This is a genomic window from Amycolatopsis albispora, assembly GCF_003312875.1.
GTDB lineage: Bacteria > Actinomycetota > Actinomycetes > Mycobacteriales > Pseudonocardiaceae > Amycolatopsis > Amycolatopsis albispora.
On the sequence record NZ_CP015163.1, the window covers coordinates 1384853 to 1404448 of the forward strand.

19 protein-coding genes are annotated in these 19596 nt (G+C 70.8%); 8 read left to right on the forward strand and 11 right to left on the reverse strand.

From position 1 onward, the window contains the following. Positions 1-8 precede the first annotated feature (8 nt). Complete coding sequence (locus A4R43_RS06695; protein WP_113691514.1) at positions 9-1472, forward strand: acyl-CoA synthetase; 1464 nt, start codon at positions 9-11, stop codon at positions 1470-1472. On the opposite strand, the gene A4R43_RS06700 is transcribed toward A4R43_RS06695, so the two are convergent. The 4 genes from A4R43_RS06700 to A4R43_RS06715 form a co-directional block, all read right to left on the reverse strand. Next, a complete protein-coding gene (locus tag A4R43_RS06700) occupies positions 1446-3347 on the reverse strand; it encodes a right-handed parallel beta-helix repeat-containing protein (RefSeq protein WP_162788346.1) in 1902 nt (633 codons plus the stop codon). The two genes, A4R43_RS06695 and A4R43_RS06700, sit on opposite strands and share 27 nt — an antisense overlap. Positions 3348-3422: 75 nt before the next feature. After that, positions 3423-3899 carry a class I SAM-dependent methyltransferase gene (locus A4R43_RS06705; RefSeq protein ID WP_113691516.1) on the reverse strand — a complete coding sequence of 159 codons (477 nt, stop codon included), beginning with the start codon at positions 3897-3899 and terminating at the stop codon, positions 3423-3425. A gap of 34 nt (positions 3900-3933) precedes the next feature. Next, positions 3934-5325 carry an MFS transporter gene (locus A4R43_RS06710; RefSeq protein ID WP_113691517.1) on the reverse strand — a complete coding sequence of 464 codons (1392 nt, stop codon included), beginning with the start codon at positions 5323-5325 and terminating at the stop codon, positions 3934-3936. A 140-nt stretch (positions 5326-5465) separates the two neighbouring features. Beyond that, positions 5466-6107: a TetR/AcrR family transcriptional regulator gene (locus A4R43_RS06715; RefSeq protein WP_113691518.1), complete on the reverse strand. Its 642-nt coding sequence runs from the start codon at positions 6105-6107 to the stop codon at positions 5466-5468. A gap of 117 nt (positions 6108-6224) precedes the next feature. Between A4R43_RS06715 and A4R43_RS06720 the strand changes: the two genes are divergently transcribed. The 4 genes from A4R43_RS06720 (at position 6225) to A4R43_RS06735 (ending at position 9783) form a co-directional block, all read left to right on the forward strand. Next, positions 6225-7079 carry a shikimate dehydrogenase gene (locus A4R43_RS06720; protein WP_113697387.1) on the forward strand — a complete coding sequence of 285 codons (855 nt, stop codon included), beginning with the start codon at positions 6225-6227 and terminating at the stop codon, positions 7077-7079. Beyond that, a complete protein-coding gene (locus A4R43_RS06725) occupies positions 7072-8826 on the forward strand; it encodes a bifunctional sugar phosphate isomerase/epimerase/4-hydroxyphenylpyruvate dioxygenase family protein (RefSeq protein WP_236808809.1) in 1755 nt (584 codons plus the stop codon). Before A4R43_RS06720 ends, A4R43_RS06725 begins: the two co-directional genes overlap by 8 nt. Positions 8827-8896: 70 nt before the next feature. After that, entirely contained in the window at positions 8897-9520 is a 624-nt protein-coding gene (locus tag A4R43_RS06730) for a TetR/AcrR family transcriptional regulator (RefSeq protein ID WP_113691519.1), read from the forward strand. A gap of 5 nt (positions 9521-9525) precedes the next feature. Further along, on the forward strand, positions 9526-9783 hold the full coding sequence (locus A4R43_RS06735) for a hypothetical protein (protein ID WP_113691520.1): 258 nt from the start codon (positions 9526-9528) through the stop codon (positions 9781-9783). Between the two features lie 25 nt (positions 9784-9808). On the opposite strand, the gene A4R43_RS06740 is transcribed toward A4R43_RS06735, so the two are convergent. After that, entirely contained in the window at positions 9809-11656 is a 1848-nt protein-coding gene (locus A4R43_RS06740) for an ABC transporter ATP-binding protein (protein WP_113691521.1), read from the reverse strand. Then, on the reverse strand, positions 11653-13386 hold the full coding sequence (locus A4R43_RS06745) for an ABC transporter ATP-binding protein (RefSeq protein ID WP_113691522.1): 1734 nt from the start codon (positions 13384-13386) through the stop codon (positions 11653-11655). Before A4R43_RS06745 ends, A4R43_RS06740 begins: the two co-directional genes overlap by 4 nt. Positions 13387-13475: 89 nt before the next feature. Between A4R43_RS06745 and A4R43_RS06750 the strand changes: the two genes are divergently transcribed. Together A4R43_RS06750 and A4R43_RS06755 are read left to right on the forward strand one after the other, a co-directional pair. Next, on the forward strand, positions 13476-14066 hold the full coding sequence (locus tag A4R43_RS06750) for a TetR/AcrR family transcriptional regulator (protein ID WP_236808811.1): 591 nt from the start codon (positions 13476-13478) through the stop codon (positions 14064-14066). 18 nt (positions 14067-14084) lie between these two features. Continuing rightward, positions 14085-14531 (forward strand): NUDIX hydrolase, encoded by a 447-nt coding sequence (locus tag A4R43_RS06755; protein ID WP_236808812.1) that lies wholly within the window; start codon positions 14085-14087, stop codon positions 14529-14531. Between the two features lie 456 nt (positions 14532-14987). Here the strand turns inward: A4R43_RS06755 and A4R43_RS06760 are convergent, their stop codons facing one another. Continuing rightward, complete coding sequence (locus tag A4R43_RS06760) at positions 14988-15392, reverse strand: VOC family protein (protein WP_113691524.1); 405 nt, start codon at positions 15390-15392, stop codon at positions 14988-14990. Between the two features lie 180 nt (positions 15393-15572). Between A4R43_RS06760 and A4R43_RS06765 the strand changes: the two genes are divergently transcribed. Further along, positions 15573-16790: a cytochrome P450 gene (locus A4R43_RS06765; RefSeq protein ID WP_113691525.1), complete on the forward strand. Its 1218-nt coding sequence runs from the start codon at positions 15573-15575 to the stop codon at positions 16788-16790. A gap of 109 nt (positions 16791-16899) precedes the next feature. Here A4R43_RS06765 and A4R43_RS06770 read toward each other — a convergent pair whose 3' ends face one another. The 4 genes from A4R43_RS06770 to A4R43_RS06785 are packed head-to-tail and all read right to left on the reverse strand — an operon-like array spanning position 16900 to position 19547. After that, a complete protein-coding gene (locus A4R43_RS06770) occupies positions 16900-18186 on the reverse strand; it encodes a cytochrome P450 (RefSeq protein WP_113691526.1) in 1287 nt (428 codons plus the stop codon). Further along, entirely contained in the window at positions 18183-18791 is a 609-nt protein-coding gene (locus A4R43_RS06775) for a GTP-binding protein (protein ID WP_113691527.1), read from the reverse strand. Before A4R43_RS06775 ends, A4R43_RS06770 begins: the two co-directional genes overlap by 4 nt. Next, positions 18772-19131, reverse strand: coding sequence for a DUF742 domain-containing protein (locus tag A4R43_RS06780; protein WP_113691528.1), 360 nt, complete (start codon positions 19129-19131; stop codon positions 18772-18774). The genes A4R43_RS06775 and A4R43_RS06780 overlap by 20 nt, the downstream gene beginning before the upstream one ends. Further along, positions 19128-19547, reverse strand: coding sequence for a roadblock/LC7 domain-containing protein (locus A4R43_RS06785; RefSeq protein WP_113691529.1), 420 nt, complete (start codon positions 19545-19547; stop codon positions 19128-19130). The genes A4R43_RS06780 and A4R43_RS06785 overlap by 4 nt, the downstream gene beginning before the upstream one ends. Positions 19548-19596 lie beyond the last annotated feature (49 nt).

The window sequence follows — 19596 nt, forward strand, 5'->3', positions numbered from 1 at the left end:
GAGAGCGGATGCGCGACCACGGCCTGGGTGCCTGGCCGGTGCGGCGGGCGCGGATGTCGCCGGGCCGCACCGCGTTCGTCCACGATGGACAGTCGATCAGCTACGCCGAGTTCGCCGATGGTGTCGCGTCGGCCGCGGCGTACCTGGCGGGTCGCGGGGTTTCGGCGGGGGACCGGGTGGCCTATCTCGGCCCGAACCACCCGTCGTTCGCCGAGGCCATGTTCGCCACGCATGCGCTCGGCGCCATCTTCGTCCCGCTCAACTTCCGGCTCACCGCCCCGGAACTGGCCTACGTACTGGCCGACAGCGGCGCGAAACTGCTGCTCCACACCCCGGAGTACGCCGAAGTTGCGGACGGGCTGGGGATCGACGCCGTGCCCGCCGGTGAAGCACACGCCCCGCCCGTGCCGCTCGACACCGAGGTGCGGCCGGACGACATCGCGCTCATCCTCTACACCTCGGGCACCACCGGCCGTCCCAAGGGCGCGATGCTCAGCCACGCCAACCTGGTCTGGAACACCTACAACCTGCTCGTCGGCGTGGACGTCACCGCGGACGAGGTCGCACTGGTGTCCGCGCCGCTGTTCCACGTCGCCGCGCTCGGGCAGACGCTGCTGCCCACCTTCATCAAGGGCGGCTGCTCGGTGCTGACCGGTTCGTGGGACGTGGACGGCTGTTACGACCTGATCGAGCGGTACCGCGTCACGCTGATGTTCGGCGTGCCGACGATGTTCGCTTCGCTCGCGGCGTCCCCGCGCTGGGCCACCGCCGATCTGTCCTCGCTGCGGACGCTGATGTGCGGCGGGGCGGCCGTGCCGCTCGCGCTGGTGCGGACCTACCAGGACCGCGGGCTGGTGTTCTGCCAGGGGTACGGGCTCACCGAGACCGCACCGGGCGCGACCTTCCTGGAAGCGGGGGAGAGCCTGCGCAAGGCCGGTTCGGCCGGGGTGCCGGTGTTCTTCGGTGACGCCAAAGTGGACGCTCCGCCCGGTGAACCCGGCGAGGTGCTGATCAAGGGCCCCAACGTTTCGCCGGGTTACTGGAACAATCCGGCGGCGACCGCGGCCGCGTGGACCGAGGACGGCTGGTTCCGCTCCGGCGACCTCGCCACCGTCGACGCCGACGGCCACTTCCACCTCGTCGACCGGCTCAAGGACATGTTCGTCTCCGGCGGGGAGAACGTCTATCCCGCCGAAGTCGAAGCCGCCGTCTTCGAGCACCCCGCGGTGGCCGAGGTGGCTGTGATCGGCGTGCCCGACCCGAAGTGGGGCGAGGTCGGCAAGGCGTTCGTGGTCTGCCACGCCGGGCACGAGCTGACCGAGCGGGAACTGCGGGAGTTCCTGCTCGGCAGGCTCGCGAAGTACAAGATCCCGGTGTCGGTCGAGACGGTGGAAGCGTTGCCGCGCACCGGATCCGGCAAGATCCGCAAGGCCGAGCTGCGGCGCTCAGCCCAGGGAACGCAGGAACAGTGACGGCCCGGCGTGGGTGAGGCCGGTGTCCACCCCGTGCCCGGCGAAGTCCGCGGTCTCGTTGCCCGCCCAGTCGGTGATCGGCGCGCCGTCGCGGCCGAGGTGCTGCCACTTCCCGGCCTGCCAGCCGAACTGGAACACCGTGTCACCGCCGGTGCCGTAGGGCGCGTAGGCGTCGAACGGGCCGTCCGGGGTGGTCTGCTTGGCCAGGTTGTTGCGGAAGAAGACGTTCTGCGGGCCGGTCGCGCCGGACCACTTGACCGCCTTCTTGCCCGCGCCCCACCAGATCGGGTACCAGGTGCCCTGCTCGCTGCCGCCGCCCTCGGCACCGCAGTTCGCGGTGCAGTTGCCCGGCCCGTGCGCGGCGGGCACCCGGACGGTGTTGTTCTCGAACAGGTTCTGCCGTTCCCAGCCGCCGTGCAGGTTGAGGTCGCTGTCGAACTCGTTGCCGAGCACCACGTTGCCGGCGGCCGACCACTGGAAGGTGAAGTGCCGCAGGCCACGCGTGGTGTTGTTCGCGTACACGCTGTCCCACACCCGGCTGCCGCGCAGGTAACCGTTGCCGCCCTTGCCCTTGTTCCACGACCCGTCGAGCTGGTTGCCGACGATCTGCAGGTTCTTGGCTTCCTCGGTGACGATCGGGTGCGACCCGGCCATCTCGATCCGGACGTTGCGCACCCAGCTGTCGGCCGCCCACTTGAACACGATGCCGTGCATGGCCGACTCGGGCGCGAAGTTGCCGTAGTCGTGGCGCACCCGGTCCGGGGTCAGCCCCGGCACCTCCTGGGTGAAGGCGAAGCTCTCGAAGCCGACGCCCACCACCGGATCCACCACGGGCGCGGCCTTGCTGTCGTACTCGTCGCCGTCGATCGGGGCCGAGCCGTCCGAGGTCGAGGTGACCGGCACGTCGAAGTCGAGCGGCCGGTCCAGGGTGATCGACTTCTCGCCGACCGCGGTGATCCGGTACATCCGCTGGCGCATGTGCAGGTTCTGCAGCTCGTGCTCGGTCGGCAGCGCCTGCTGCTCCTCGTACATCCGGGTGGTGTTGGCGGCGCGGATGTTGACCAGGCCGCCGACCGTGAAGTCCTTGGCCTTCTTCGCCAGGTGCACCTCGGTGTCCCCGGCGTGCGCGGCGATCCCGGCGCTGCCCGGCTTGGCGGCCAGCTTCACGCCCGCCTTCCAGTGCACGTTCACCGTGCCCTTCACCAGATCCTGCCGGTTCGGCTCGGTACAACTGTCCTGATAGGACTCTTCGACCGCCTGCGACTGCACGCGGAACAGGCCGCGGCCGGGCCACAGCCAGCCGCCCTTGGCGTCACCGCAGGTCATCGCGTCGGGATCCCAGGCGGAGCCGTCGGCGGTGAGCGTGTCGTAGCGGGTGTTCTCGTCCGGGCGGAAGACCACACGCGTGCTGTGCCCGGCGCCGCGCAGGGTGAGGTAGTCGGCGTCGACCCAGAGTTGCCTGCTGACCTCCAGCGTGCCCGCCGGGAAGATGATCAGGGAAAGCTTGCCGAACCCGGCGTCCGGCGTGCAGTCGGTGCGGATCCGGTCGATCGCCGACTGGATGCCCGCGGAGTCGTCCTCACCGTCGTCCGGGCGCACGTCGAACTGGTTGGCCAGCTCTCCGGGCGTGATGCGGCAGGCCGGATCGGGGTTGTAGTCGGCTTCCGCCGGCAGGTTCTCGCCTTCGCGGTAACCGGCCCGGCTCCAGTCGGGCAGGCCGGGCAGCGGCGCCGCCCGGTTCGCCCGCCCGAGGTCGAGCCCGGCCGGCAGTGGCGGCGGCGCGGGCTCGCCCTCGTCCGCGACCGGTGTCGACTGGCAGCCGGTCAGCACGATGGCGGTGACCACTCCGAGAATTCCGATGGCACGTTTGCGCATTCGTCCGTCCCCCCACATCGGCGATACCGAGGTGGACGGGCAATGCGCACCCATGGCTCCGGAGCGTGACCCAGGTCACAAACCGAGCCCGTAGACCGACAGTGTCCGGCTGCCGCCGAAGCCGCCGGTCCGGTGCAGCAGGCGCAGGTCCGCGGTGCCCGCCATGATGTCGAGTTCCGCCAGCGGCGGGAACTCCGCGGTCCGGTAGTAGTGCCCGAGCCGCACCGGCGCCGTCGGCGTCTCGATGATCACCACGCCGTCGTCGACGATGTGGTCGGCGGCGGTCATCAGCAGTTCGATCTGCGCGCGCAGGGTGTAGAGCTGCGCCAGCGCCGACGGCTCGACCAGCACCGCGCCGAAGACGTCCTCCAGGCACTCGCGCCGCAGGTCGGCGTGCACGAAGTAGACGGCTTCGGCGCCCGGCATGCTGGCCGCGTACTCGATCGCGGTGGGGGAGTCGTCGACGACGAAGACGCTGAACCCGGCCGCGGCCAGCGCGCGGGCCGGTCCGTCCGGGTTCGCGCCCAGTTCGAGCACGGTGCGGTCGGGCACCCAGTGCTGGTAGAAGGCGATGGTGTGCCGCGTGTCATCGCCGAGGGGCCTGGGGTCGAGTGTCGTTGTCGTGGTGCGCGGGTGGTGTAGTGACATCGGGCAACCTGTCGTCCGGGGCCGGGGAACCGAGCTCGCCTGTGTTGCCACTACCTACGGCTGACGCGGCCGGTTCGTTCACGCCCAGCCGGTCGGTCGGCACGCGGTGCGTTTCGCGTGCGGTCGCCGCGGCACCGGCGGCGACCAGGCAGACCGCCGCGGTGAAGATCGCCACGCCCAGCCAGTCCTCTTTGCCGGACCCGATCGCGGCCACCACGCTCGGCGCGAAGCCCGCCACCGCGAAGCCGACCTGCGTGCCGATCGCCACGCCGGACAACCGCACCCGCGCGCTGAACATCTCGCCGTAGAAAGCGGGCCACACCCCGTTGACCCCGCTGTAGACCACGCCGAACAACAGCAGCCCGAAGGCGAAGATGAGCGGGAACTGCCCCACCGAGATGGACCACAGGTACGGGAAGATCAGCAGCCCGCAGGCGAGGCAGCCGCCGATGAACACCGGCTTGCGGCCGATCCGGTCGGCGAGCGCGGCCAGTGCCGGGATCGCCGCCAGCGCCAGCACGTTGGCCAGCACGCCCACCCACAGCATCGGCGTGCGTTCCAGCCCGATGGTGTTCACCGCGTAGCTGAGCGCGTAGACGGTGAAGATCGTGCTCACCGAGGCGATCGTGGCGGCGACGACCACCCGCAGCACGTCGGCCCAGTGGTCGCGGAACAGCACGGCGACCGGCAGCTTGGCCACCTCGGCGCGTTCGAACACCGGTGTCTCGTCCAGCTTGCGCCGCACCACAAAACCGACGACGACCACCAGCGCGCTGCACCAGAACGGCAGGCGCCAGCCCCACGACAGCAGCTGGTCCTCGGGCAGCGCGGCGATCGGCAGGAACACCGCGGTGGCCAGGATCTGCCCGGCCTGGGTGCCGCTGAGGGTGAAGCTGGTGTAGTAGGCGCGCCGGTGCTCGGGGGCGTGCTCCAGCGACATCGAGTTCGCGCTGGCCTGCTCGCCCGCGGCGGACAGGCCCTGCAGCAACCGCAGCACCACCAGCAGGATCGGGGCGAGCACACCGACGTCGGCGTAGGTCGGCAGGCAGCCGACCGCGAAGGTGGCCACGCCCATCAGCAGCAGGGTGAACACCAGGACCTTCTTGCGGCCGAACCGGTCCCCGACGTGCCCGAGGATGACCGCGCCGATCGGCCGTGCCAGGTAACCGACGCCGAAGGTGGCCAGCGCCAGCAGCGTGCCGGCGGCGGGCGCGGAGGCGGGGAAGAAGATCTTGTTGAACACCAGCGCCGCGGCGGTGCCGTAGATGAAGAAGTCGTAGTACTCGAGCGCGCTGCCGATCCAGGCGGCCAGCGCGGCCTTGCGTGGCATGCCCTGCACAGGGGTCACCGTGGGCTCCTGAAGTCCGTGCTCCGTTGCTCAGACACAGCGGGGAGGCGGGGTTAATGAACCATCTAGTTAGTTAACACAGGCTGGACAACGGCGCCCCCGATGTCAACCCCCGGGCTGGATCAGGCGGTGAGGTAGTTGATGACCAGGTCGCCGAGCATGCGGCGCTGCTGCTCCCGGCGTTCCGGGTCGAGCAGGTCGCGGCCGAAGATGGCGGCGAAGGTGTGCCGGTTGGCCAGCCGGAACACGCAGTACGAGCTGATCACCATGTGGATGTCGAGCGGATCGGCGTCGGCGCGGAAGCGGCCGGCCGCGCGCCCGCGGTCCAGGATGCGCGTGAGCACGTCGAGCGCGGGATTGGCCAGTCCGGACAGCACCTCGGAGCGCGCGATGTGCTCGGCGCGGTGGATGTTCTCGATGCTGACCAGCCGGATGAAGTCCGGGTGCGCCTCGTGGTGGTCGAAGGTCAGCTCGGCGAGCTGCCGGATGGCTTCCTCCGGCTCGAGGTGCTCGACGTCGAGCTGCTGTTCGAGCCCGCGGATCGCCGCGTAGGCTCGCTCCAGCACGGCGACGTAGAGCTGCTCCTTGCCGCCGAAGTAGTAGTAGATCATCCGCTTGGTGGTGCTGGTCCTGGCGGCGATCTCGTCCACCCTGGCCCCGGTGTAGCCCTTGTCGGCGAACTCCCTGGTGGCCATCTCGAGAATGTCGGCGCGGGTGCGTTCCTTGTCGCGCTGCCGCTCGACCTCGGACGACGGTGCGGCCACCGGCTCCCTCCGATTCGTTCGCGGACACCCAACTCTAGCCCAGCCCCCTTCACGGGCGCCGGACCGCGGGCTACAGTGAACTCACCAGTTAGTACATTAATCGCCGGAAGGCCTGTGGTGACCAGCTATCTCATCGGACTGATCGGCGCCGGCATCGGCCCGTCGCTGAGCCCGGCCCTGCACGAACGCGAGGCGGACCGGCTCGGCCTGCGTTACCTCTACCGCCGCCTGGACCTCGACGAACTCGGCCGCCCGGCCGGGCAGGTGCTCGAAGCCGCGCGGCTGGCCGGGTTCGACGGGCTCAACGTGACCCATCCGGTCAAGCAGTCCGTGCTGGGCCACCTCGACGAGCTGTCACCGGAGGCCGCCGCGCTCGGCGCGGTGAACACCGTGGTCTTCGACCGCGGGCGCGCGATCGGGCACAACACCGACAGCACCGGGTTCGCCGGCAGCCTCAGCCGTGGCCTGCCTGAGGCCACAATGGACACCGTGCTGCTGCTGGGCGCGGGTGGCGCGGGCGCGGCGGTCGCGCACGCGCTGCTCTCGCTGGGTACCGGGACGCTGCACGTCCACGATGTCGATTCCGGACGGGCGGCGAAGCTGGTTTCCGCGCTGTGCGAGCGTTTTGGCGACGGCCGGGCGGTCGTCGGCGAGCTCGGCGTGCTGGACACCGCCGACGGCCTGGTACACGCGACCCCGACCGGGATGGCGCGTTACCCCGGCAGCCCGGTGCCCGCGTCGGCACTGCGGCCGGAGCTGTGGGTGGCCGACATCGTCTACCGTCCACTTGAGACCGAACTGCTGCGCGCGGCGGCCGCCCGCGGTTGCCGCGTGCTCGACGGCGGCGGCATGGTCGTGTTGCAGGCCGCCGACTCGTTCCGCCTGTTCACCGGGGTCGAGCCGGACGCCGAGCGCATGCTGCGGCACTTCGGCGAACTCGCGGCGGAGGAAGGGGTGTACGCCCGTGGCTGAGCGCCGGACCGCCATCGCCACCGTGTGCCTGTCGGGCACGCTGGAGGACAAGCTGGCCGCCGCCTCGTCGGCCGGGTTCGACGGGGTGGAGATCTTCGAGAACGACCTGCTGGCGTCGCGGTTGTCCCCGGCCGGGATCCGGCGCCACTGCGCGGACCTGGGCCTGTCGATAGACCTGTACCAGCCGTTCCGCGATTTCGAGGCGGTGCCGCCGGAGCTGCTGCGGGCCAATCTCCGCCGGGCCGAGCGCAAGCTCGACCTGATGGCCGAACTCGGCACCGGCACCATTCTGGTCTGCTCGTCGGTGTCACCCGATGCGGTGGACGACGACGAACTGGCCGCCGAGCACCTGCACGCGCTGGCCGAGCTCGCCGCCGAACGCGGCATGCGGATCGCGTACGAGGCACTGGCGTGGGGCCGGTTCGTCAACACCTACCAGCGGTCGTGGCGGATCGTGCGGCGTGCCGCGCACCCGGCGCTCGGCCTGTGCCTGGACAGCTTCCACATCCTGTCGGTGGGCGGCGATCCGGCCGCGATCCGCACGATCCCCGGCGAAAAGATCTTCTTCGTGCAGCTCGCCGACGCGCCCCGGCTGGCGATGGACGTGCTGCAGTGGAGCAGGCACCACCGGCTCTTCCCCGGCCAGGGCGAGTTCGACCTGACCGCGTTCACCGGGCACGTGCTGGCCACCGGGTACCGCGGGCCGCTGTCGCTGGAGGTGTTCAACGACGTCTTCCGGCAGGCCGATCCGCGGCTCACCGCGGTGGACGCGATGCGCTCGCTGCTGGCGTTGCGGGAGTCGCTGGGCCTGGCCGAACTGCCCGAAGCGCCGGCGTTGCACGGGCACGCGTTCGCCGAACTCGCCGCGCCGGCGGGGGAGGACGTGGGCAAGGTGCTGGCCGGTCTCGGGTTCACCGTCGCGGGTCACCACCGGACCAAGCCGGTCCAGCTGTGGGCGCAGAACGGGGCTCGCGTGCTGGTCAACAAAACCGGCGAGCGCACCGCGATCGCGGTGGACAGCGAGGACCCCGGGCGTTCGGCCCGCCGTGCCGAGGCGTATCTCGCGCAGCCGTTGCGGCGTGGCCGGGAGGCGGTCGCGGCGCCCGACTCCACCGAACTGTTCTTCTGCGGCGGTGACGACTGGCTGGCCGACTTCGAGCCGGCCGGCGAGGCCGGGCGCACGGCGGGCATCACCGGCATCGACCACGTGGCGCTGACCCAGCCGTTCGACCAGTTCGAGGAAGCCGCGTTGTTCTACCGGTCGGTGCTGGGCCTGCGGCTGGACCCGGTGGTGGAGTTCGCCGCGCCGTTCGGCCTGGTGCGCAGCCGTGCCGCCGCGCACCAGGGCGTGCGGCTGACCCTGGACACCGCGCTCGTGCGCCGCGGGGAATGGGCGCCCGCCGTGCGCGAGCCGCAGCACATCGCCTTCGCCACCGGTGACGCGATCGCCAGCGCGAAGGCGATGCGTGCGCTGGGCGCGCCCCTGCTGGACATCCCCGGCAACTACTACGACGACCTCGAGGCCCGCCTCGACCTCGACCCGGGGTTGCTGGCCGAGCTGCGGGCGCAGTCGGTGCTGTACGACCGCGACGAGCACGGCGAATTCCTGCACTTCTACACCGAGCTGGCGGGGGAGCGGGTGTTCTTCGAGGTGGTGCAGCGCATCGGCGGATACCGGGGCTACGGCGTGGCGAACGCGCCGATCCGCATGGCCGCCCACCGCGACCGCCGCCTCAACGGCCGCTAGGGCGCCCTAGGGTGCGTGGCCAGGACCTTCGCGCCCAGGGCCGGGGTCGAGGCCGGGCTATGCTGCGGAGGTGACAGTTGCCTCCCGGGGGCGGATCGACAAGCGGCAGGCGATCCTGACCGCCGCGTTCACCGTCTTCGCTCGCCGCGGCTACGCCGAAGCCTGCGTCAAGGAGATCGCGGAGGAAGCGGGCGTCGCCAAGCCGACCGTCTACAACCACCTCAACGACAAGGAAAACCTGTTCCGCCACGCCATCGAAGCCGCCGCCGACGAAGTGATGGCGGCCAATCTCGAGGTGGTGGAGCGCCTGCGCGAACCGGGACCGGACCTGCGCGCGGCGCTGGCGGACGTGGCGCACCGGCTGGTCCAGGTGTGCTGTGCCGAGCGGTCGCGGTCGCTGCGGCGGCTGACCTACGGCCAGGTGGCGCGGTTCCCCGAGCTGATCGAGCTGGTGCAGACCCGCACCGCGGACAGGGTCGCCGAGGCGCTGGCCGACCGGCTCGCGCGGTTCTCGCTGGCCGGCCGCCTGCGCCCGTGCGACCCGGCGGCGGCTTCGGAGCAGCTGCTCGCGCTGCTGACCGGCCCGCTGGAAACGCGGTCGCGGCTGGGCACGCGCAAGGTGCCCGCGGCGGAAATGCGCGCCGTCGCCGACGCGGCCGTCGACACCTTCCTCCGCGCCTACGCCGCCGAATGACCGCCATGCGGACCCGGCCGGTGCGGGAGCGCCCGGGCAAGCGCGCGTGGCTCGGCCCGCTCTCCCTGCTGCTGGGCGTGGTGTGCTGGTGGGTGCCGCTGGGCTGGATGGTGGCCGTCGTGGCGATCGCCTGCGCCACCGCGTCGATCCTCACCGACCGCCAGTACCGGCTCGACTGGACCGCGGTGACCGGGGCCTCGGTGGCGGCCGGTCAGCTGTTCTTCACGGTGTTCCTGATGGCGATGGAGGCCGCTGGGCACTGACAGCACTGACAGCACTGACACCGTGTCAGTCCGTCGCCGGTTGGCGGAACTGCGCGGCGTAGAGGCGGTGGTAGGCACCCTCGGCGGCGAGCAGTTCCGCGTGCGTGCCCTGTTCGACGATGCGGCCCGCCTCCATCACCAGGATCAGGTCGGCGTCGCGGATGGTGGACAGCCGGTGCGCGATGACAAAGCTCGTGCGGTTGGACCGCAGCGCCGCCATCGCGTGCTGCACCAGCGATTCCGTGCGCGTGTCCACCGAACTCGTGGCCTCGTCGAGGATCAGCAGCGACGGGTCGGCCAGGAAGGCCCGCGCGATGGTGAGCAGCTGCTTCTCCCCGGCGCTGACGTTCGTGCCGTCGTCGTCGATCACCGTGTCGTAGCCGTCGGGCAGGCTGCGCACGAACCGGTCGACGAAGGTGGCCTTCGCCGCCGCCTCGATCTGCTCGTCGGTGGCGCCCGGCCTGCCGTAGGCGATGTTGTCGCGGATGGTGCCGCCGAACAGCCAGGTGTCCTGCAGCACCATGCCGATCTGCCCGCGCAGCGCGGCGCGGCCGAGCCGGGTGATGTCGGTGCGGTCCAGGGTGATCCGGCCCGAGTCCAGCTCGTAGAACCGCATGATCAGGTTGACCAGCGTGGTCTTGCCCGCCCCGGTCGGCCCGACCACGGCCACCGTCTGGCCCGGTTCGGCGACCAGCGACAGGTCCTCGATCAGCGGGGTGTCCGGTTCGTAGCGGAAGCTCACGTGCTCGAACTCGACCCGCCCGCGCCGCGGCCCTGCGGGCGCCGGCTCGGCCGGGTCCGGCTCCTGCTCCTCGGCGTCGAGCAGCTCGAACACCCGCTCCGCCGAAGCCACGCCGGACTGCAGCAGGTTCGCCATCGACGCCGCCTGGGTCAGCGGCTGGGTGAACTGCCGCGAGTACTGCAGGAACGCCTGCACGTCACCGATGGTCATCGCGCCGGTGGTCACCCGCAGCCCGCCGATCACCGCCAGCGCGAGATAGCTGAGATTGGACACGAACATCATCGACGGCATGATCACGCCGGAGACGAACTGCGCGCCGAGGCTGGCACCGAACAGCTTGCCGTTGCGCTCGCCGAACTCCCGCTCCACCTCCTCGCGGCGGCCGAACGCGGTGACCAGCTCGTGCCCGGAGTAGGCCTCCTCGATCTGCGCGTTGAGCGAGCCGGTGTGCTTCCACTGCGCCACGAACAGCTTCTGCGACCGCTTCCCGATCAGCCGGGTGACCACAATGGACAGTGGAACGGCGGTGAGCGCGACCAGCGCCAGCAGCGGCGAGATGACCAGCATCATCACCAGCACGCCGAGCACGGTCAGCACCGCGGACAGCAGCTGGCTCAGCGTCTGCAGCAGGGTCAGCGAGATGTTGTCGATGTCGTTGGTGACGCGGCTGAGCAGCTCACCACGCGGCTGCCGGTCGTAGTACCGCAGCGGCAGCCGGTGCAGCTTGCCCTCGACCTCTTCGCGCAGCCGGAACACGAAGCGCTGCACCACGTTGTTCAGCAGCCTGCCCTGCAGCCAGGCGAACACCGACGAGGCCAGGTACAGCGCGAGCACCCAGGCGAGCACCTCACCGAGCGCGGCGAAGTCCAGCGCGCCGCGCTGCACCCCGGCGATCACCACGTCCGTGGCGTGGCCGAGCACCTTGGGCCCGGCCACCGACAGCGCGACGCTCGCCACGCCGAGCACGACGATCACCAGCAGCAGGCGGCGTTCACCGCGCAACCGGCCGAGCAGCCGCTTCGCCGAGGTCGAGAAGTTCTCCGCCTTGCTGGCGGGCATGCCGATGCCGGGCCCGCGGCCGAACATCGAGGCCTGCGGCTGCGGCGGGCGGTTCGTGGCGGGGGCGCTCATGCCGCGGGCTCCGGGGTCAGCTGGGACTGGACGATCTCGAGATAGGTCGGGCAGCTCTCCAGCAGCTCGTCGTGCGTGCCGCGGCCCACCACGGAACCGTTCTCCAGCACCACGATCTGCTCGGCATCGACCACAGTGGACACCCGCTGGGCGACCACCAGCACGGCGGCGTCCGCGGTGTGCGGCCGCAGCGCCGCGCGCAGGGCCGCGTCGGTGGCCAGGTCGAGCGCGGAGAACGAGTCGTCGAACAGGTAGATCTCGGGCTTGCGCACCAGCGCCCTGGCGATCGAGAGCCGCTGCCGCTGCCCGCCGGAGACGTTCGTGCCGCCCTGGGTGATCGGCGCGTCCAGCCCGCCGGGCATCGCCTCGACGAACTCCCGCGCCTGCGCGATTTCCAGTGCCTCCCACAGTTCTTCTTCGGTGGCATCCGGTTTGCCGTAACGCAGGTTGCTCGCCACCGTGCCGGTGAACAGGTACGGCCGCTGCGGCACCAGCCCGATCCGGCCGCGGAGCACCGCGGGATCGAGGCGGCGCACGTCCACGCCGTTGACCAGCAGGATGCCGCCGGTGACGTCGAGCAGGCGGGGGACCAGCGACACCAGCGTGGTCTTCCCGGCGCCGGTGCTGCCCACGATCGCGGTGGTCTTCCCGCGTTCCGCGCGGAAGGAAACCCCGCGCAGCACCGGATCCGCGGCGCCGGGGTAGCGCAGTTCGACGTCGCGGAACTCCACCTCGCCGTGCGTGCCCACCTCGCGGACGGGGTCCGCCGGCGGCAGCACCGAGGATTCGGTGTCCAGCACCTCGACGATGCGCTCGGCGCAGACCGACGCACGCGGGATCATCGTCGCGATGAAGGTCACCATCATCACCGAGGTCAGGATCAGCATCAGGTAGCTCAGGAACGCCACCATCGCGCCGACCTGCAGCTGGCCGTCGGCGACCCGCCGCGCGCCGAACCAGACCACGGCCACGCTGGAGGCGTTGAGCACCAGCATCACGATCGGGAACAGCAACGCCTGCAACCGGCCGACGCGCAGCGCGGTGTCGGTCAGCGCGGTGTTCGCCTCGGCGAAGCGGCGGGTCTCCACCGGCTCGCGGACGAACGCGCGGACCACGCGGATGCCGGACAGTTGTTCGCGCAGCACGCGGTTCACCGTGTCGATGCGGTCCTGCATGGTGCGGAAGCGCGGCACCATGCGGACGATGATCAGGCCCATCGCGACCAGCAGCACCGGCACCGCGACCAGCATCAGCCAGGACAGCCCGGGGTCCTCGCGGATCGCCAGCACGATGCCGCCGACCGACATGATCGGCGCGGTGACCAGCATCGTGCAGGCCACCACCACCAGCATCTGCACCTGCTGCACGTCGTTGGTGTTGCGGGTGATCAGCGAAGCCGCGCCGAAGCCGGAGACCTCCCTGGCGGAGAACCGGCCCGCGCGGTGGAAGATCGCCGCGCGCACGTCACGGCCGAAGCTCATCGCCACCCGCGCGCCGAGGTAGACCGCGCCGGTCGAGCAGATGATCTGCAGCAGGGTGACCGCGAGCATCCAGCCGCCGACGCGCAGGATGTAGCCGGTGTCGCCGGTGGCCACGCCCTGGTCGATGATGTCGGCGTTCAGGCTGGGCAGGTAGAGCGAGCCCATCGTGCCGACCAGTTGCAGCAGCACCACGCCGGCCAGTTCGCGCCGGTACGGCCGCAGGTGACCGCGCAGCAGGCGACTCAGCAAGTCGGACCCCCAGGAAGAAACGTTCCGTATCTAACGGCGCCAGGCTACAGTCCCGTTCGGGAAACGCAATCGGGATAAAAGGGGCACTCTTGGCAGAGCGGTCTCGCCGCCGGGGGGAACACCTCGAACAGGCGATCTTCGAAGCCGTGTGGGCGGAGCTGCTCGAGGTCGGCTACGCGAAGCTCACCATGGAGGCGGTCGCCGCGCGAGCCGGGACCAGCAAGCCGGTGCTGTACCGCCGGTGGGCCGGGCGCGCCGAGCTGGTGCTCGCGGCCTGGCGGCACCGGCTGCCGGTGTCCCTGGAACTGCCCGACACCGGGACGCTGTCCGGTGACCTGAAGGAGTTGCTCGGCCGGTCGCTGTGCCGGTTCGAGGACTTTTCGCCGGACCTGCTGGCCGGGCTGACCACCGAGACCTTCCGTGATCCGGAGGTTTTCGCGCTGCTGCGCAAGCAGATCGCGAAGGCCGCGCCGGGGCACGCGCTGGCGGCGCTGATCGGATGGGCGGTCGAACGCGGGGAGATAGCGGAGCCCCGGCTGAGCCCGCGGGTGCTCGCGCTGCCCCTGGACCTGATCCGCGCTGACGCCGTCCTCTACGGCAGGCAGGTGACGGACGCCAGAATCACCGAAATAGTCGACGACATCTTTCTGCCGCTGCTGCGTGGCCTCGCCGCTCCGTGACCGGCTACCGTCGGCGAGGTGGTGATCCGCGATGAGGCAGGAAACGAACTGCGCGGTTTCCACCCCGATCTCGCCCTGCGCCCGATGCCGCTCGCGCTGGTGGTGGTCGCGTTCCGCGGGCGGGTGCTGATGATGCTGAACGCCTTCCGACGCCACTGGGAGCTGCCCGGCGGCATGCTGGAGGCGGGGGAGGGGCCAGAAGCGGCGGCGCTGCGGGAGCTGGCCGAGGAAACCGGCATTCTGGCGACGACGGCGGAGTTCGCCGTCGTGGCCGAGTTCGCCTTGGTCGCGCCGGTGCGACGCGAGTACGCCGCGGTCTACCGGCTGGCGCTCGAAGCCCCGCCGCGCCCGGTGGTCAGCGACGAGGCGCTGGCCTTCCGATGGTGGGACCCCGCCACGCCGGTACCGCCGGAAATGAGCCCGCTCGACGCCGCGATCGCACGACAGGTCTGCCCGGTTCGCTGAGGTGGCCGCGATCGCGCGGCAGGGCAGGCTGCCTCCCGATGTTGCCGCGAGCGCCCAGCGGGTCAGTCAGCCTGGCCCGCTCCACGCCGTGATCGCGCGGCGGACCAGCCCGGCTCGCTGACGTACCAGCGATCGCGCGGCAGGGCAGTCCGGCTCGCTGAGGTTGCCGCGATCGGACGGCGGGCGGGCCGTCTCACCGATGTTGCCGCGAAAGCGCGGGGCCAGCCCGGTTCGCTGAGGTGGCCGCGATCGCGCGGCAGGGCAGGCTGCCTCCCGATGTTGCCGCGAGTGCACAGCGGGCAGTGCGCGTCATCGAGGTTGCCGCGATCGCGCGGCGGGTCGGTCCGGCTCGCTGGGGTTGCCGTGTGGCACAGCGGGCAGGCTGCCTCACCGATGTTGCCGCAAAAGCGCGGCGGGGCCAGCCCGGTCCGCTCCACGCCGCGATCGCGCGGCGGGTCAGCTCGGCTCGCTGATGTTGACCATCCAGGAAACGCCGAACTGGTCCACGCACGCCCCGAATTCGTCGCCCCACATTTGCTTTTCGAGCGGAGCCGAAACGGTGCCCTTAGCGGACAACTTCTCCCAGTAACCCCGCAGTTCGTCCCCGTCGTCGCCGCTCAGGCTGACGGTGACGTTCGTGCCGGGCTTGTATTCCATGCCGGTCGGCGTGTCGGCCGCCATCAGGGTGAACCCGCTCGGCGTTTCCAGCATGCCGTGCATGATCTTGTCCTGGTCGTGGTCGGCCCCGAATTCGCCGAAGGTGTGCAGCTCCAGCTCACCGCCGAACACCTCGCGGTAGAACTCCATCGCCGCTCTCGCGTCGCCGTCGAAGCTGATGTACGGGTTGAGCCTGCTGGGCATCGGACGCTCCCTCTGGTCGGTGACGGAGCGCCATACTCGCAGATCGCCGCCGCGCCCCACAACGCTCGATCCGGTAACACCGCATTACGGCATTCGGCTGGGGTTTTCGCCTCGGGCGTGGGTAAATGTCGTACGCCTCGCTAACGTGGCTGGCCCGTTCACCGCCGACCGAGGAGGGTCATGACCACCGCACGTGAGGCACCGGACATCCTTTCCCCCGAATTCGCCGCGGACCCGTACTCGGCCTACCGGATCATGCTCGCCGAGCGGCCGCTGATCTGGCACGAGGCCATGTCGAGCTACCTCGTTTCGCGGTACGAGGACGTGGCGAAGGCGTTCAAGGAACCGGTGTTCACCACGGACAACTACGACTGGCAGCTGGAACCGGTGCACGGCAAGACCATTCTGCAGCTGAGCGGCCGCGAGCACGCGGTGCGCCGCGCGCTGATCGCGCCCGCCTTCCGCGGCAGCGAACTCGAACAGCGGTTCCGCCCGGTCATCGAGGACAACGCCCGGCGGCTCATCGACGGCTTCCGCCACCGCGGTTCCGCCGACCTGGTCACCGATTTCGCCCGGCGTTTCCCGATCGGCGTGATCGTCGACATGCTCGGCCTCGACCGCGGTGACCACGAGCGGTTCCAGCGCTGGTACACCTCGATCATCGCGTTCCTCGGCAACCTGAGCCAGGACGAGGAAATCGCCGCCGACGGCATGCGCACACGCGCGGAATTCGCCGAGTACATGATCCCGGTGATCCGGCGCCGCCGCGAAAACCTCGGCGACGACCTGCTTTCCACGTTGTGCGCGGCCGAGGTCGACGGCACGAAGATGAGCGACGAGGACATCAAGGCCTTCTGCAGCCTGCTGCTCGCCGCCGGTGGCGAGACCACCGACAAGGCGATCGCGAGCCTGTTCAAGAACCTGCTCGAACACCCGGACCAGCTCGCGGCCGTGCGGGCCGACCGGAGCTTGATCCCGCGGGCGTTCGCGGAAACCCTGCGTTACAGCCCGCCGGTGCACATGATCATGCGCCAGCCCGCCGAGGACGTCGAACTGGGCGGCGGCGTGATCCCGGCTGGCAGCACGGTGACCTGCCTGATCGGTGCGGCGAACCGCGACAGCAGCCGCTTCGCCGACGCCGACAAGTTCGACATCTTCCGCACCGACCTGCCCGAGCAGACCGCCTTCTCCGCGGCGGCGAGCCACCTTTCCTTCGCGCTGGGACGGCATTTCTGCGTCGGCGCGCTGCTCGCGAAAACCGAGGTGGAGGTCGGCGTGAACCAGTTGCTGGACGCCATGCCGGACCTGCGGCTCGCCGACGGCCACACGCCGGTCGAAGAGGGCGTGTTCACCAGGGGGCCGGCTTCCCTGCCGGTGCGCTTCACGCCGGTCGGCTGAACGCACGCGCGAGTGCGGGACCACGGGAACTCGCCCCCCGCACGGCGAGTTCCCGGCCTGGATCCCGCACCCGCGCGGCCTTCCACTCCCCGCGCCGGGAGCAGAAGAATCAGCGGGCCCGGCCGATCGGCGCCGGATCACCGGCCACGTAGGTGGGCGTGAAGGTGACCGGCAGGCTTTCCAGCCCTCGCATCCACACCGACGGGTGCCAAACCAGCGCGTCGGCGGGCACCGCGAGCGAAACGTCCGGCAGCCGGTCGAGCAGCACCTCGATGGTGGTCCTCGCGATCACCTCGGCGACCTCCGGTGCCGGATAGGGGCAGCCGTGCTCGCCGTGGCCGAACGACATGTGGGCGTGGTTGCCCAGCGACCCAGGCGAACCCGCGCTTTCCGGGCGTACCAACGGATCCGAGTTCGCCGCGGCCAGTCCCATCACCAGCAGGTCGCCCGCGCGCACCCGCTGCCCGCCGAGCTGGGTGTCCCTGGTGGCGAAGCGGCCGATGAAGTTCTGCGTCGGCGTGTCGTGCCAGAGCACCTCGTTCAGCGCCTGCCCGACGCTGCCGCGGCCACCGGACAGCGTCATCGCGAACCGCAGGTCGGTCAGCATCAGCCGCAGGGTGTTGCCGATCCAGTTCGCCGTCGGCTGCTGCGCGGCCGCGGTGACCACCAGCAGGTCCTGCACGATCTCCTCGTCCGACAACCCGGCGGGCGAGGCCAGCAGCTGCGAGGGCAGGTCGATGCCGGGGTAGTCCCGCTTGTAGGCCACCAGCGCGCGCATCGCCGCCTGCACCCGCAGGTGCGCGTTCATCGCGTCCGGCCCGACGTCCAGCGAGATCGCCACGTCCCGCACCAGCGCCGGGGTTTCCGCCTCCGGCATGCCGTACAGCTTCGCCACCGCCAGCAGCGGGATGCGCAGCGCGTACTGCGCCACCAGGTCCGCCTCGCCCGATCCGGCGAACGCGTCGATCAGCCGGTCGGCGATCCGCTCGCAGTGCGTGCCCAGCTCGAACTGGTCCACCGCGGCGAGCGCTTCGCTGATCGCGCCCGCGCGGCGCCGGTGCTCGGCGCCCTCGGTGAACATCACCGACGGGTTGTGCGCCACGTACGGCAGCAGCGGCCAGTCGGCGGGCACGTGGTCCCACTGGTTCCAGCGGCGGGTGTCCCTGGCGAACAGCTGCGAGTCGCTGGTCACCTGGTGCATCTCGCGGTACCCCGAGACGAACCAGGCCGGGATGTCGCCGTCGAGCAGGATCGGCGCCACCGGGCCGTATTCGTCCCGGATGGCGGCGTAGAGCTTGGCGGGGTCGGCCTCGAACTGCGGGCCGTGCAGCCGGACCCGCTCCACCGGGGCGGGCGGCGGCCAGGCGGGGTCGGCGGTGTGGCGGAACTCGGTCATCGTGCGCTCTCCCGGGCGGCGGACAGGGCGTAGAGGTGGTCGACGAGTGCGATCAGCACCCGCTTGGACGAGGACCGCTGCCGGGCGTCGCAGTCGATCAGCGGCACCTCGTCCGGCAGCGAAAGCGCCTCGCGCACGTCGGCGAGGTCGTGTGCGGGCGGGCCGAAGTTGTTGCGCGCCACGATGAACGGCGTGCGGTGGTGTTCGAGGCGGTCGATGGCGTACCACGAGTCGGCCAGCCGCCGGGTGTCCACCAGCACCACCGCGCCGAGCGTGCCGGTGAACAGCCGGTCCCACAGGAACCAGAACCGCTCCTGGCCCGGCGCGCCGAACAGGTAGAGCACCAGCTTCTCGTCCAGGCTGATCCGCCCGAAGTCGAAGGCCACCGTGGTGGTGGTCTTGAACCGCGCGCCGGCGTTGACGTCCACGCCGGCCCCGGCCTGGGTCATCGTCTCCTCGGTGCTCAGCGGCCGGATCTCGCTGACCGAGCGGACCATGGTGGTCTTGCCGACGCCGAAGCCGCCGACCACCACGATTTTCAGCCCGTGCGCGGCGGTCCGGCGCAGCGGGGTGCGGGCGGGCGGCTCAGAGATTGCGGAGTCCAACGAGCACCTTCTTCAGGAATTCCAGCTCGGGCAGCTCGGTGCCGGGGCCGATGGCGGTGGGGTGGCGGGCGGAGACGTGGCCGGTGTCGAGCAGGTCGGCCACCAGGATGCGGGTCACGCTCACCGGCAGGCCCAGTTCCGAGGCCAGCTCGACGACCGAGGTGGGGTGGCGGCCCAGCCGCAGGATCCGCACGTGCTCGGACTGCATGCCGGGTGCCGGGCCTGCTTCGGTGACGATCAGCGTGACCAGGTCGAGTTCGGCCTGCCCCGGCCCGGTGCGGCCGCCGGTGACGGTGTAGAGCCGGTCCGGGTCCTCGTCCTCGAGCGGCCCGCGGCTCATGTCAGCGCGCTGGGCTGCTGCGCGTGCCGGGGCGGTGCGGTCAGGTGCCCGCCGATCTGCTCGACCAGCTCGTCCATGTTGTGCCCGATCAGGCCGACGTCGGCGTCCTCCCCGGCGATCAGCGCCAGGTGCGCGCCGTCTCCGGCGTCGACGATGAACAGGATGCCGCCGTGGAACTCGGTCATCGAGTTGCGCACGCCGCCGGTGCCGTCGCCGAACTCGGCCGAAGCGCCGTAGCACAGCGACTGCACACCGGCGGCGATCGCGGCGAGCTGGTCGGCCTGGTCGGTGCCGAGTGCCGGGGTGTGGCACAGCTTGAGCCCGTCCCTGGACAGCACCAGCGCGTGGCGGGCGCCGGGGGTGTTCCGCACCAGGTTCTCCAGCAACCATTCGAGGCTCGGATCAGTGGTAGTCATCGAATGCCGGGGTGTGGCCCCGCGCTCCCCTCTGCTCGTCTGTGTTCGT

Excerpts from the sequence above, each read along its gene's own strand:
- A4R43_RS06695 (WP_113691514.1), top strand. The coding sequence starts at position 9 with ATGCGCGACCACGGCCTGGGTGCCTGGCCGGTGCGGCGGGCGCGGATG.
- A4R43_RS06700 (WP_162788346.1), bottom strand. The coding sequence starts at position 3,347 with ATGCGCAAACGTGCCATCGGAATTCTCGGAGTGGTCACCGCCATCGTG.
- A4R43_RS06710 (WP_113691517.1), bottom strand. The coding sequence starts at position 5,325 with ATGCCACGCAAGGCCGCGCTGGCCGCCTGGATCGGCAGCGCGCTCGAG.
- A4R43_RS06735 (WP_113691520.1), top strand. The coding sequence starts at position 9,526 with ATGCGGACCCGGCCGGTGCGGGAGCGCCCGGGCAAGCGCGCGTGGCTC.
- A4R43_RS06740 (WP_113691521.1), bottom strand. The coding sequence starts at position 11,656 with ATGAGCGCCCCCGCCACGAACCGCCCGCCGCAGCCGCAGGCCTCGATG.
- A4R43_RS06760 (WP_113691524.1), bottom strand. The coding sequence starts at position 15,392 with ATGCCCAGCAGGCTCAACCCGTACATCAGCTTCGACGGCGACGCGAGA.
- A4R43_RS06765 (WP_113691525.1), top strand. The coding sequence starts at position 15,573 with ATGACCACCGCACGTGAGGCACCGGACATCCTTTCCCCCGAATTCGCC.
- A4R43_RS06770 (WP_113691526.1), bottom strand. The coding sequence starts at position 18,186 with ATGACCGAGTTCCGCCACACCGCCGACCCCGCCTGGCCGCCGCCCGCC.
- A4R43_RS06780 (WP_113691528.1), bottom strand. The coding sequence starts at position 19,131 with ATGAGCCGCGGGCCGCTCGAGGACGAGGACCCGGACCGGCTCTACACC.
- A4R43_RS06785 (WP_113691529.1), bottom strand. The coding sequence starts at position 19,547 with ATGACTACCACTGATCCGAGCCTCGAATGGTTGCTGGAGAACCTGGTG.